Raw genomic sequence first — 13,767 nt, forward strand, 5'->3', positions numbered from 1 at the left:
AATAAAGTATAAGCTCGGAAAGGTCGGTTATGAACGTTCACGCTTCCCCGTCGCAAGGCTTGCTGCTCAAGGAAAACGGGCTTGAAGTGCCCCTGGCATCCGGTCGATCCGCATATTTCAACTACTACTGGCTAAGGGATAACTGTCCGACGTCGTTCGACAGCGTCACCCGCGAACGGCAGTACGACATTTTCCATCGAGAAACCCCTCCGAAACCGGAAGCGGCCTCGGTTGAAGGGGAATCCCTTGAGATCACATGGGCAGAGGAAAACCATAGCTCCCGCTACCCGCTGGCGATGCTTTCGGCGTATGCAGACGGCACGCGCAGACCCGACCCGGCCGACATTCCACGCAAAGCATGGTTCAGTGATCACTATCCGGGTGTCTCAAGGTTCTCCCAGCCGGAGTTGCTGAAGGACAGTAAGCTGGTCGCCGAATGGATCAGGGCAATGATCGTCGAAGGGTTGACGATTGTCACGGACATGCCAAATAGCGACGAAGGGCTAACCGAAACCGTGCGCCTGATGGGCCATGTCCGCCCGACGTTTTTCGGCGAATACTTCGACGTCAAGACGCACATCAATCCGACGAACACGGCGTATACGGCCAAAGCCCTTGAACTGCACACCGATACGCCGGCCGAGGAATTTGCACCTGGCATCCAGTTCCTGCATTGCCGCGCCAACACGGTCGAGGGCGGCCTGAGCATCTATTCTGACGGCGTCGCTGTCGCCAACGACTTCCGAAAGTCAGACCCTGAAGGCTTCCGCCTTCTATCGGAGATCGATATCCCGTTCTTCTGTGAACACGATACCTATGACATGCGCTCGCGCCAGCGGGTGATCGAACTCGATCAGCACGGCGAGGTGTCCGGACTGACGATCAGCCAGCATATGGCCGATATCTTCGACCTGCCGCAGACGGTGCTCGATGGCTATTATCCGGCGTTCTGCCGCTTCGGTCGGATGCTTCAGGACGACAAGTACATGATGCGGTTCCTGATGAAGGCCGGCGAGTGCATGGTTTTCGACAACCACCGCATCGTTCATGGCCGAATGGCCTATTCGGCCAGCAGCGGCGATCGCTATCTGCGCGGCTGCTATAGCGATCGGGCCGAAATGCGTTCAACGTACCGGGCACTGGTCAGCGAGGGACGGTTCAAGGCATGAACGCAATTTCGATTAAGAACGATTACGACCCTGCCGTACTGACAGCGCTCCGGCAGGATCTGGCCGCAGCGTTTCGCATATGCCACCGCTTTGGGTGGAGTGAATCAGTCGGAAACCATTTTAGCGCGGCCGTTTCTCCAAGCGGCCGCCAATTCCTGCTCAATCCTCGTTGGCAGCATTTCGCGACGATCAAGGCAAGCGATCTCCTCCTGCTGGAGGCGGACGATGCCGACGTCATGAACGGCCCCAATGCGCCTGATCCATCGGCCTGGACGGTGCACGGAACCTTACATCGCATGCTGCCGGAAGCCCGCGTCATCTTGCACTGCCATTCACCCTATGCCGTCGCGCTTGCTTGCCTGAAGGACCCGACAATGCCGCCGTTGGATAACAACACGGCGCGGTTTTTCGGCCGCATAGGGTACGATCTCGACTTCGGCGGTATTGCCGACGCCGAGGAAGAGGGCGTCCGCCTGGCGCAGATGATCAAGGGTAAATCGGTTCTGGTTATGGGCAATCATGGCGTTTCCATCGCCGGGCCTACGGTAGCCGATGCGTTTGAAGACCTCTATTTTTTCGAGAAAGCCGCCCAGACCGTGATCCTCACGCTCTCTACGGGCAAGCCGCTTGCGGTGCTTTCGGATGAGGTGGCGGCGGCGACGGCCGCGGGATGGATACCCTACCAGGGGATGGCAGCGAGGCATTTTGACTATCTGAAGTCAGAACTCGATAAAACGGATCCGTCGTATAAGGATTAAGCCATGTGCTACGATGTCAATTTAAACGGACTGAGCAACGATGTGCCGAGTGGGTTGCAGCAGAGGAAATGCCATGAATGTCGGTCCGGGGAGTGCCTTGATTGGCTTGCCCTAACGTCTGTAGAGGGGTCTCAACACTCCTTTGGTCGAGTGCATGATCTGGAAATAGCACGATACCGACATCTTTCATCGTCAACGCCTGACTCGCAGGCCTAGTAAAGCGAGTGGCATTGCACCCATCCGCATGAACACTGCGTTGTGCAATTCATCAAACACTGTGGCCATCAGCCTCGCACCTCCGTAGTAGGCGAGTACGTCTACTCGTTGCTGTGCCTGATCGCCGCCAAGCTCGTAACCTCGCTTGTGCTGCTCACATACAAGGCTCTGGTAGATCATCTCGATGGGATCGCCACGACCATAGCCGTGCCGATTGGGCGACGGCACGGCAGGACCGTCTTCATCAACTCGCATTTTGCGCTCCTCTATAGCGTGGTCGATCCGGCTGGCGGTGCGGCTAAATCATCCGTATTCTCACGCTTTACGATGTCAGCGACCGTGTTTTTGCTGATGCCGAGATCGCGTGCGATCCAGCGATAACTGCGGCCTTCAGCTGTCAGGGCCATGACCTTCGGCGCAAGCCTGTCCGATTTGGGACGTTCTCCTGTCTGACGGCCGAGCTTCTTGCCGCGTGCCTTTGCAGCGGCGAGACCGGATTTGACCCGTTCACTGATGAGATCACGCTCGAACTCGGCAATGCCCGAGAGAAAGGTCGCCAGCATCCGGCCGTGTGGGGACGACAAATCGAATGCCATCCCGTTCATGGCGATGACGGAAACTCTCCATGTTTCCAGTTCGCGCAGCGTGTTGAGGAGGTCGATCGTTGAGCGACCCCATCGAGAAAGCTCGGTCACTTACATGCGGGACTTCCATGTCTTCATCGCAAGGGTTCGCTCAGTGCTGCCGAAAGATGCCTAGAACAGGATTCAGATTTTAGGCCGGTCGGCCTAAAATCTGAATCCTGTTCTACATTATATAGTTAGAGCATGATGTCACCCGAAAACCGCTCACACTTTTCGGCATCATGCTCTAGCAGGCTGCTGCAAAACCCTCTGGCTTTTGGGTTGAAGCCATGATTCCCTGTGGTTGCAACAGCGGGGATTGATTTGCATGCGTGGCGGGGATGAGCGGACGGGATCGCTGTTTTCGTATGTTGACCTTGAGGCACGGGTTCCGGCGGGGGCATCCGCTTCGTGCGATGCTCCGGTTGGTGAACGCATCGCTTGCGGCGCTGGATGGGTCGTTCGATGGGCTCTATGCCAAGACGGGTCGGCCGTCGATCGCGCCGGAACGGCTGTTGCGGGCGGTGCTGCTGCAGATGCTGTATTCGATCCGCTCCGAGCGGCAATTGATGGAACGGCTTGAGTTCGACCTGTTGTTCCGCTGGTTCGTGGGTCTTGGGATCGATGATGCGGTGTGGCATCCGACGGTGTTCACGCATAATCGCGACCGGGTTCTGACGACGGAAGTGGCGCAAGGCTTCCTGTCGGCGCTGCTTGCGCAGGCGGCGGTGAAGAAGCTTTTGAGCGCGGAGCACTTCTCGGTCGACGGGACGATGCTGAAGGCATTCGCCTCGATGAAGAGCTTTCGCGCCAAGGATGGCTCAGGTGACGACCATGGCGAGCCACCGGAGGGCGGGCGCAATGGCGAGCGTGACTTCCGCAAGGAGAAGCGCTCGAACGAGACGCACGCCTCGACCACCGACCCGGATGCCCGGCTCTATCGTAAGAGCAAGGGCCAGGAGAGCCGGCTGGCCTGTCTGGGGCATGCGCTGATGGAGAACCGCAATGGACTTGTGGTCGACGGTACGGTGACGCATGCCACCGGCACGGCCGAGCGGGAGGCGGCCACCAAACTGAGCGAGGGTCTCGGCGAAGGGGTGACGTTGGGTGCCGACAAGGCCTACGACGTGGAAGCCTTTGTCGAAGAGTTGAAGGCGCGCAAGATCGTGCCGCATGTGGCGATCAACGGGACGGTGAGCAAGACGGGCAAGGTGCGCAAGACGGCGGTGCCGCCGCAGGTGGCGCAAAGCGCCGGCTATGCGATCAGCCTGCGTTGCCGCAAGCGGATCGAGGAAGTCTTTGGCTGGGTCAAGACGACCGGCGGTCTCTCACAGCTCAAGGTGCGCGGACTGGACAAGGTCGAGGCGGTCTTCACTTTCGCCCTTGCCGCCTACAACATCATTCGTCTTCCGAAATTGATCGGATCGACGGGCGAAGTGTGTCTTGCGAGAGGTGAATAGGCCAATATGACCAGGGTATTGCCTGCGGTCAGCCCAAATCCGGCCGATATCCGTCAAAAAATCGAACCCAGAGCTCTCGATTGCGGCAACGTAGCGCCAATTTCAGCAGCCTGCTAGAAGCGTCGCCCTGCGGGAGCTGGCCGCGCCATCCGGGTGGCCAGCTCCTGTTTTTTAAAGCGGGCAATGCCCTCAGGCGAAGGCGTAGGAGCCGTCGGGCCGTTTCGGCACGCGCCGCTGCCAGTGGATGTAGCCTTCCTCTTCCATCGCCTTCTCGTCCATTTCGACGCCCCAGCCCGGCCGGTCGGGACGCAGCTCCAGATAGCCGTCCTTCGGTAGATAGGGATCGACGACGTAGCGGGTTTCCCCCTCCCGCTTCTCGATATCGAGGCCGCCATAGACATAGGTCTGTCCCTTCGGCAGCCGGTATTCGAGGATGCGGAAATTCTGTGCCGCCGCCGAAAAATGAACGTTGACCGCCGTGGCAAGCGGGCCCATCGGGTTGTGCGGCGCCACCCCGACGAAGAAGGCTTCGGCGAGTGTGGCGATGCGGCGCATTTCGCTGATGCCGCCGACGACGCAGATGTCGGGCTGGATGAGGTCGGCGCCCTTGACCTGCAGCAGCCGCAGGAACTCGTTTCTGTTATAGAGCGACTCGCCGGTCGCAAGCGTGCAGTTGAGCCCCTGTTTCAGGTCGCCCCAGGCCTCGATATTTTCAGGACGCAGGGGCTCCTCGAAAAACAGCGGATCATAAGGCGCCAGCGCATTGCCGAGCTGGCGAGCGGCGATCGGCTCGAAAATCTTCGCATGGGCATCGAAGGCGATTTCGTATTCGTCATTGACCGTTTCGCGTAGCGAACGGAAATAATCCGCCGAGGCTTTGACGACATTACCCCAACGATTAGAGTGCATGTCGATCCGCCAGGGGCTGAGCTTGAAGGCGGTGAACCCCCACCCCTCCTTGAGACGATCGAACTCGTCGCGCGCCGCCGGCGCATCCGGCGCGGTATAGACACCGGCATAGACCTTGATGCGGTCGCGCACCTCGCCACCCAGCAGCTTGTAGACCGGGACATTCACCGCCTTGGCCGCAAGGTCCCACAGGCAGTGATCGAGCGCCGAGATCGCGGCAAGGCCGAGCGCGCCCGGCGGAAACCGGCTCTGCTGGATCAGCAGATTGACGAGATACTCCACGCGTGTGGGGTCCTGGCCGGAGAGAAATTCGTAGAGATAATCCAAGAGCGGCGGAAGCGCTTTGTCGGGGCCGTGATTGTAGCATTCGCCCCAACCCGTCAGCCCGTCATCGGTGTCGAGCGCGACGATCACGCGGGGACGGTCCTTGTCGCGGGTCATGAATACCCGCATGCGGTCGATCTTCATCTTTCTGTCCTTCTAGCGATTGAAATAGGTGCGGCGCGACAGGCGCGTCTGGACGTAGACATGCTCATTGTCGGTTCCGGGATTGTAGGCGCCGGCGCTTTGCGGCACCGAGACATTGCCGTCGCAGGGGAAGCGCGCCACGAAGGCCTCGTCGATATCGCAGCCAAGTCCCGGGCCATCGGGAACGGCGATCAAACCGTCGACCTGTTGCGGATGCGGCACGATCGTCTGGCGGCGGCCGTCCCAGTCGTCGTCGAGGCGCTCGAGGATGAGGGCGTTGGGGATCGCTGCAAGCAGATGCAAAGCTGCATATTCCGCCACCGGCCCGAGCGAGCCCGAATGCGGCGCCATCTGGATATGATGGGCTTCCGCCATGGCGGCGATCTTCTTCATCTGGGTGATGCCGCCAGCCCGCCCGGTATCCGGCTGGATCACGTCGACCAGTTCCTTCTCGATGAGCTCACGCTCGCCAAAGATGGTCGCCGAGCGTTCGCCGGCGGCAAGCGGCACATGCGATGCGTCGCGGATGCGCCGGTAGCCGTCGACATTCTCCGGCGCGATCGGATCTTCCACCCACATCAATTCATAGGGTTCGAGCGCCCGAACCAGCCGGCAGGCATCCGCAGGCGTCAGCCACGGCGGCCCATGCAGATCGATGGCGATGTCCATGTCGTCGCCGACGGCCTCACGCAGGGCGGCGACCTTGCTGACCGGATCGGCGACGCCGCCGCACTTGATCGCCTTTATGCCGCGCTCCTTGAGGGCAAGCGCGCGCTCGGGTGTATTCGCATGCGAATAGATTGGGATCCGGTCGCGCACCTTGCCGCCGAGCAGCATCCAGACGGGCACGCCGAGCGCCTTGCCCTTGATGTCCCATAGCGCCATGTCGATCCCGGTCATCGCACCGCCTCCGACCGTTCCGAGCATGCCATGGCCCATCATCGCGATATGCATCTTCTGCCATAGCCGCTCGGTATGGGCCGGATCTTCGCCGATGAGAAGTGGGGCGATATCATGGATCGCCGTCTCGACGACGCGCGGCCAGCCTGAGCATTCACCGATGCCGGTGATGCCCTCGTCGGTATCGATCTTCAGAAAGAGCCAATTTCTGGTGCCGCCGAACTGTTTCGAGGCGCCACCACCGGAACGTTGGTCGGAAGCCCAGTTCGCGGGATCGGGCTGACCGACATGCATGAGAAAAGTGCGGATCCCGGTGATTTTCATCTCTGAAAACTCCCATTCTTCAAAATGTCCGGCGCGACATAGCGGAAACGCCGCGATTGATCGCGATCACGCGGATCGGGGCGCGGAATCGCTGATATGAGCGCCTGCGTATAGGCGTGCTCGGGTGTGCGGCAGACCTTCTCGGCGTCGCCGATTTCAACGAGCTGGCCTTTGTACATGACGCCGACACGGTCACACATGTAGCGGATAACGCCGATGTCATGACTGATGAAGATATAGGCGAGCCCGAGTTCGTCCTGCAGGCGCATCAACAGATCGAGCACTTGCGAGCGCACCGAGACGTCGAGCGCCGAAGTTGCCTCATCGGCAACGATGACGCGCGGATTGAGGGTGATGGCACGGGCGATGCCGATGCGCTGGCGCTGGCCGCCGGAGAATGCGTGCGGGTAGCGCTCGCGTGCCCTCGGGTCGAGGCCAACCTGCTCCATCAGGTGGCAAACCCGCTCTTCCAGCGCCCGCCCCTTTGCGACACCATTGACGAGCAGCGGCTCGCCGATGATCTGGGAGACGGTCATGCGCGGGTTGAGGGAGCCGAAAGGATCCTGAAAAACCATCCGCAATTCCCGCCGCGCGGCGGCAAGCGTCTGCCCTTTTGCCGTTGCCAGATCAATGATGTCGCCGTCGGCGCGGCGATAGAGGATTTCGCCGGCTGTGGGATCGATCAATCGCATGATCGAGCGGCCCATTGTCGTCTTGCCGGATCCGCTTTCGCCGACGATGCCGAGCGTCTCGCCCGGCAGAAGCGAAATGGAAACATCGTCCAGCGCTTTCACCTCGCCGAAATCCATCGAGACATTGCGCAGTTCGAGGATCGGTGGCGCCGTCGTGTCGAGCGGCGGGCGCGCCAGCCGGATTTCGGCCTTCGCTTCCAGCTTCAGCACCGAGCCGATCAACATGCGGGTATAGTCGTCTTTCGGCGCATGGAAGATCTGCTCGACCGGCGCATATTCCTTAGCGACGCCGTTGTGCATGACGAGCACATCGTCGGCGATCTGCGCCACGACACCCATGTCATGCGTGATGAAGAGAACGGCCATGCCCTTGGCCTTCTGCAGCCGGGCGATCAGGTCGAGAATTTCGGCCTGGGTCGTCACGTCGAGGGCGGTTGTCGGCTCGTCGGCGATCAGCAGCTGCGGTTTGCAGGCGAGCGCCATGGCAATCATCGCGCGCTGGCGCATCCCGCCGGAATATTGAAAGGCATATCGGTCCAGCGCTTTTTCCGGCGAGGGAATCTCGACCTGGCTGAGCAGCGATATGGCTTCAGCGCGCGCCTCTGCCTTGCTCATCCGGGTGTGAAGGCGAAGCGCCTCGACGATCTGGTTGCCGACCGTGTGGATCGGCGACAGCGACGACATCGGCTCCTGGAAGATCATGGCGATGTCGCGGCCGCGGATCGCTCGGATCTGACGCCCGCGCGGATTGAGGCTGGTCAGATCGATCGAGCCGCCGTTCTGATCGTTCAGCATGATCGATCCGCCGGATATGCGGCCAGGCGCATCGACGATCTGCAGGATCGAACGCGCCGTCACCGACTTGCCGGATCCGCTTTCGCCGACGACACAGAGCGTCTTGCCCGGCTCGATCGAGAAAGACAGATCGCTGACGGCGCGAAAGACGCCGGTGCGCAGAGGGAACTCGACGGTCAGATTTTTCACCTGGAGCAGCGGCCTGCCGCCAATGGGAAGGATATCGGTCATGCCGGCCTCATTTGTTGTAGGGGTCGGCCGCATCGCGCAGGCCGTCGCCGAGAAGGTTGAGTGCCATCACGGCGACCACGACGGCACAGCCCGGCATGAAGAGCCATGGCGCGGTGGCGATCGAGCGAATGTTCTGGGCCTCGCGCAGAAGCACGCCCCAGGAGATGGTCGGCGGCTGCAGACCGAGCCCCAGGAAGGAGAGAGAGGTTTCGGCAAGGATCATTGCCGGCACCGCCGGCGTGATCGACGCGATGATATGGCTGGCAAAGCTCGGCAGCATGTGGCGAAAGATGATGCGCCTTTCGCGAACGCCGTCGAGCCTCGCGGCGGCGACGAATTCCTCGGTGCGCAAGGACAGGAAGCGGCCGCGAACGACGCGGGCGAGCTGCGCCCAGCCGGTCAGCGAGAGGATGATCGTGATCATCATATATTGCAGCGTCGCAGGCCAGTCCTGCGGCAGGGCCGCGGCCATTGCGAGCCAGATCGGGATCGTCGGCAGCGACAGCACGAAATCGATCACCCGCTGCAGGAAGAAATCGATGCGGCCGCCGTAATACCCCGAGATGCCGCCGAGCACGATGCCGAGCATCAGCGAGAAAAAGACGCCGACGAGGCCGATCGACAACGAGATCTGCGAGCCCTGCACCGTTCGGCTGAAAACATCGCGCCCAAGCCTGTCGGCGCCGAACAGAAGCAGCGGCGTCGTTTTGTCGGGCGAGGCGATCAGATGGATGTTGGTTCTGAACAGGCCGAACACGGAATATTCATAACCGCGCCCAAAGAACTGGATATCGACACGCTTCGTCGTGTCTTCCTTGTAGATGGCGGCCAGCGTTTCCGGATCGCGGGTCAGCTTCATCGGATAATAATGCGGGCCGAAGGAGAATCCGTTCTCAGTATCGATCAGATGCAATTTCTGCGGCGGGTGAAAGGTCGCCCGCGCATTTTGCAGGTACGGATCGTTGATGGCGAAGAAGCCGGGAATGAGGGCGACGATATACATCAGCACAGTGACGACAAGCGCCACCATGGCCAGCCGGTGCCGGCGGAAAGCCCACCAGATGAGCTGCCACTGGGATGCAACGGCAGCGCGATCCGGCGGAATGTTCGTAACGGTGATGTCGGCCATGTGAGGCTCCTATTCCAACCGGATGCGGGGATCGACCAGCGCAAGCAGGATGTCGCTGATCAGAGAGCCTATCAGCGTCAGCGCGCAGATCAGCAGGACGAAGGCGCCTGCGAGATACATGTCCTGGGCCATCAGCGCCTGCAGCAGCAAGGGTGCCGCCGTCGGCAGATTGAGAACGATGGCAACGACGACCGAGCCGGAAATGAGGTTGGGCAGCAGCCAGGCGATCGTCGAGATGAACGGATTGAGCGCGATCATCAGAGGATATTTCATCAGCAGCCGGAACTCCGAGAGACCCTTTGCCCGTGCTGTGGTCACGTAAGGCTTCGGCAGTTCATCAAGCATGTTGGCGCGCATGACGCGGATGAGGCTCGCCGTCGAGGAGACCGCAAGGATGATGACGGGAAGCCAGAGATGCGAGAAGAGGTCGACCATCTTGGCGAAGCTCCAGGACGCGTTCTCGTATTCCGGTGAAAAGAGCCCGCCAACATCCTGTCCGAATTCGACCGCCGCGACATACATCAGCACCAGCGCCAACAGGAAGGACGGAACGGCCAGACCGAAGAAAGTGAAGGCGGTGAAGAAATAGTCGCCGATCGAATATTTGCGCACGGCGGAATAGACCCCGATCGGCAGCGCGATTGCCCAGGTGGCCATCAATGTCGACAGAGCCAGAACGAGCGTCAGCGCCATGCGCTCCCAGATCAGGTCAGAGACCGGCTGCTGCCATTCGAAGGAGATGCCGAAATCGCCACGCGTGAGAATGCCCCATATCCATTTGAAATATTGGACGAGCATCGGGTCGCCGAGGCCGAAGCGCTCGCGCAATTGCGCCGCCGTGTTCTGATCGACGATCTCGTTGGAGGCTGCCAGCGTCGCAATATAAGTCGTGACATAATCGCCCGGCGGCAGCTGGATCAGCACGAAAGCCAGGAAGCTGACGGCAAACAGTGATGGAATCATCCATAGGAAGCGTTTGGCGATAAAGACCAGCATGGGGCGCCTCTTGCATTGAACGCCGCCTTCCGGGCCTTGTCAGCCGTCAGGGCCGGCAAGGCATCGCGGAGGGCGGACTGAAAGAAAGCGCCGTACCTGATGGTACGGCGCTTAAGACGAAATCAGCTCGTGAAGGTGAATTGCTGCGGCATTGCAGGGCCGGGATTTGGCCAGGACCAGCTATCCGGCTCCTTCTCGGGAACATTGCGCAGATTGTTGCGGATGATGCCGAAGCCGCCGACGGCAAGGCAAAGGCCGACGGTCTCGAATTCCTCGGCCGCGATGTCGAAGATCTGCTTCATGATCGCGCCGCGCTTGTCGAGATCGGCCGTCGAACGCGCTTCGTCGAAAAGCTTCATGCGCTTCTTCTGGCTCTCCGGCGGTTCTTCGCCGCGCGCACCGTTGGAGGTGTACCAAAGCGTCCACGGAATGGCGTAACGCGAACCCTGCGGATGGAAGGCAAAGAAATCGCGCGGATCGAGCATCGGATCGAGACCGCCAGGACCCGGCCACACCGCCGCATCATGGGCGTTATCGTCGCCGCGGGTGTAATAGAGCGCCCGCTCGATCGTGTTGACCTTCATGTCGACACCGATCTGAGCCCAATGCGCCTTGACCAGTTCCAGGGCATCGACGAGGTCGGGATAGAGGGTCGGAATGACGTCGATCGAGAAGAACACCTTCTGGCCGTCGGGCCGCAGCCGGAAACCGTCGCCGCCTTTCTTATAGCCGGCCTCATCGAGCATCGCGCCTGCCTTGTCGGCGTCAAATTCGGTGAATTGGCGCGCGTATGTCTCGTTATACCAGGGATGGGTCGGACGCGGCCCGGCCTGGTAGGGCTCGCTCTGTCCGAAATAGACGATGTCGATGAGCTCCTGGCGATTGATGCCGATCGAGAGCGCTTGCCGGAACGACTTGTCGGCAAACATCTTGCGCATGGCAGGATCTTTGTGGGTGATGTTGAAGTAGATCTGGCACTGTTGCGAGGCCGAAGGCACGAGCGTCAGCAGCCGATAATCGCCCTTTTCCATGTTCTTGGACAGCGTCGGCTTGTTGGCGAGAACGCTGATGTGACGTTCCTGGATGTCGATCTTTCCAGAGATGACGTTCAGCATCAGCGATTCGACGTCCTGCGAGATGCCGAAGTTGATTTCATCGATGTAGGGGAGCTGGTTGCCTTCGGTATCGACCTGCCAGAAATAAGGGTTGCGGGTCATGACGACGCGCGTAGCACCCCCGGCATAGGGCTCCTTGACCACCCATGGATCGAGCGTCGGCTTGTCGACATTGCCCCATCGCGACGGGATCTCGATGTCGCCGCAACGGCTGCGGAACAACTCCGTCCAACTGGTAACGCCGGCCTTCTTCGCATCGGCCTCGATATTGGGATTATATTTCGGCAGGAACTGGCTGCAGTAATGCTTCGGAAACAGCGTCGGATGCTGACCAAGCGGTGTGGCGAGGTTTTCGAGGTAAAGTGCGTTGGCCGCAGCAAAGGTGAACTTCACCGTGTAATCGTCGATCTTCTCGACCGTGACCGGTTTGCCGGCGACAGCAAGCTGCGCCGGTGTCGAGCTGTAGAGCTCGGTGTTCTTGACGCAGTCTTCGATCGCGAAAACGACGTCATCGGCCGTAAAGGGATGACCGTCGGACCAGCGCACGCCTTCGATCAGATGGAAGGTGAATTGTGTTGCGTCGTCGCTGACCTCCCAGCGCTCGGCAAGGTTCGGCTGCACGGCGGTAAAATCGAGGTTCCAGCGCACAAGGCTCTGGTTGCCGACCATACGCAGGATGCCATTATGGTCGGATGAACCGCGAAGGCCGCGGCGCAGCGAGCCGCCATAGGTGCCGACCTTCTCGAACGGCGTCACGACCATCGGCTTTTTCGGCAGGCGCTCGGCGAGCGGTGGCAGCTTTCCATCCTTGGCGAGCTGCGCAAGGGCCGGCGCTTCGCCGCCTGCGGCAGACACGCGACCGGCGATAGACAGCGCCGCGACACCAGCCATACCACCAAGCACGGCGCGGCGGGTGACGCCACGCGACAGTATTTCTTTGGCCATCGAATTCCTCCCTTTTGTGCCGGCGCAGCCTTTGCACCGGCTGATGCGGCGGGCTCCCGACCCGACGCTGACGCCCTCCTCGGCGCCACGACCGAAACCATAGACACGTTCTCAAATGATTACAAAAGTTGACAGATAATTACAAATTTTGTAGCCATGCTGCATTGAAATGCGACGTTGTGCCGCCGAAATACGGCCAGCAGGACGAAAAACGTTGAATCTGTCAGATGCTGTCGCCGCCCTGAAATCATGGCCGGCGACAGCCAGGTGCGGCCGCTGACCCGGCGCACGCGGCGTTGAGAGAAAAGGACCATGATGACATTCGCCGTCGATGCCGTTTCGAACAGGGGCGCAACGCGCTTCAGCGACATCATCTACGAGAAGATCGTGGGGATGATCGCCGACGGCAACTTTCCGGTGAACGAACGGCTGCCGCCGGAGACGAAGCTCGCCGCTGATTTCGGCGCATCGAGACCCGTCGTGCGCGAAGCGCTCGAACGCTTGAGAGCCGATGGCCTGGTCGTTTCGCGCAAGGGTTCCGGTTCCTATGTCAGGCAAAGGCCGGATTCGTCGATGCTGAAAATGGTGCCGGTCGGCTCCTTGGCCGATGTCCAGCGCTTCTTCGAATTTCGCGCCGGTCTCGAAGCCGAGGCGGCGGAGCTTGCGGCGCGAAACTGGCAACCGGTCGACAAGGAACGGATAACGGCAGCGCTTCTGTCGATCGAGCAATGTTTGCGCAACGGCGAGCTTGGCGCCGAGGAGGACCAGGCTCTGCATGATGCAATTGCCATGGCGACCGGTAACCAGTTCCACATCACCTTACGCGAGTGGTTCAAGCCGCATTTCGCCATCGGGCATTCCGTTACGCGAAGCTTGAGCTTGAAGCGGACGCCGGAACAGATCCGCAGCGTCCAGGATGAGCATGCGGTGATCGTCGAGGCGATCTTCGCGCACCGGGAAACCGAAGCGCACGATGCGATGAAAAGACACATACTGAATGCGCGCGCCCGCATGTTCCAGGGCGTTTGAGCGATATG

Annotated in this window: 10 protein-coding genes and 2 pseudogenes; 4 read left to right on the forward strand and 8 right to left on the reverse strand. The window is 60.4% G+C overall.

The window, feature by feature from the left end; translation table 11 throughout:
* Positions 1–29: 29 nt before the first annotated feature.
* Both BA011_RS27205 and BA011_RS27210 read left to right on the forward strand, forming a co-directional pair.
* Positions 30–1,169 carry a TauD/TfdA family dioxygenase gene (locus BA011_RS27205; RefSeq protein ID WP_065283078.1) on the forward strand — a complete coding sequence of 380 codons (1,140 nt, stop codon included), beginning with the start codon at positions 30–32 and terminating at the stop codon, positions 1,167–1,169.
* Positions 1,166–1,927 (forward strand): class II aldolase and adducin N-terminal domain-containing protein, encoded by a 762-nt coding sequence (locus BA011_RS27210; RefSeq protein WP_065283079.1) that lies wholly within the window; start codon positions 1,166–1,168, stop codon positions 1,925–1,927. Before BA011_RS27205 ends, BA011_RS27210 begins: the two co-directional genes overlap by 4 nt.
* Before the next feature lie 192 nt (positions 1,928–2,119).
* On the opposite strand, the gene BA011_RS27215 is transcribed toward BA011_RS27210, so the two are convergent.
* Both BA011_RS27215 and BA011_RS27220 read right to left on the reverse strand, forming a co-directional pair.
* Positions 2,120–2,398 carry a hypothetical protein gene (locus BA011_RS27215; protein ID WP_065283080.1) on the reverse strand — a complete coding sequence of 93 codons (279 nt, stop codon included), beginning with the start codon at positions 2,396–2,398 and terminating at the stop codon, positions 2,120–2,122.
* Positions 2,399–2,409: 11 nt separating this feature from the next.
* Positions 2,410–2,838 (reverse strand): annotated as a pseudogene (locus BA011_RS27220) (recombinase family protein); the annotation flags it as partial.
* 256 nt (positions 2,839–3,094) lie between these two features.
* Here BA011_RS27220 and BA011_RS27225 point away from each other — a divergent pair.
* Positions 3,095–4,226 (forward strand): annotated as a pseudogene (locus tag BA011_RS27225) (IS5 family transposase).
* 189 nt (positions 4,227–4,415) lie between these two features.
* On the opposite strand, the gene BA011_RS27230 reads toward BA011_RS27225, so the two are convergent.
* From BA011_RS27230 to BA011_RS27255, 6 genes are all read right to left on the reverse strand, one after another.
* Positions 4,416–5,603 carry a galactarate dehydratase gene (locus BA011_RS27230; protein ID WP_065283082.1) on the reverse strand — a complete coding sequence of 396 codons (1,188 nt, stop codon included), beginning with the start codon at positions 5,601–5,603 and terminating at the stop codon, positions 4,416–4,418.
* A 12-nt stretch (positions 5,604–5,615) separates the two neighbouring features.
* Positions 5,616–6,827: a mandelate racemase/muconate lactonizing enzyme family protein gene (locus BA011_RS27235; RefSeq protein ID WP_065283083.1), complete on the reverse strand. Its 1,212-nt coding sequence runs from the start codon at positions 6,825–6,827 to the stop codon at positions 5,616–5,618.
* Entirely contained in the window at positions 6,824–8,545 is a 1,722-nt protein-coding gene (locus BA011_RS27240) for an ABC transporter ATP-binding protein (protein ID WP_065283084.1), read from the reverse strand. Before BA011_RS27240 ends, BA011_RS27235 begins: the two co-directional genes overlap by 4 nt.
* Before the next feature lie 7 nt (positions 8,546–8,552).
* Positions 8,553–9,674, reverse strand: a complete 1,122-nt coding sequence (locus BA011_RS27245) for an ABC transporter permease (RefSeq protein WP_065283085.1) — start codon at positions 9,672–9,674, stop codon at positions 8,553–8,555.
* Between the two features lie 9 nt (positions 9,675–9,683).
* Positions 9,684–10,670: an ABC transporter permease gene (locus BA011_RS27250; protein WP_065283086.1), complete on the reverse strand. Its 987-nt coding sequence runs from the start codon at positions 10,668–10,670 to the stop codon at positions 9,684–9,686.
* A gap of 122 nt (positions 10,671–10,792) precedes the next feature.
* Positions 10,793–12,730, reverse strand: coding sequence for an ABC transporter substrate-binding protein (locus tag BA011_RS27255; protein WP_065283087.1), 1,938 nt, complete (start codon positions 12,728–12,730; stop codon positions 10,793–10,795).
* Between the two features lie 315 nt (positions 12,731–13,045).
* Between BA011_RS27255 and BA011_RS27260 the strand changes: the two genes are divergently transcribed.
* A complete protein-coding gene (locus tag BA011_RS27260; RefSeq protein ID WP_026160238.1) occupies positions 13,046–13,759 on the forward strand; it encodes a FadR/GntR family transcriptional regulator in 714 nt (237 codons plus the stop codon).
* The last annotated feature ends 8 nt before the right edge of the window (positions 13,760–13,767 follow it).

Source organism: Rhizobium leguminosarum (assembly GCF_001679785.1).
GTDB classification, from domain to species: domain Bacteria; phylum Pseudomonadota; class Alphaproteobacteria; order Rhizobiales; family Rhizobiaceae; genus Rhizobium; species Rhizobium leguminosarum_R.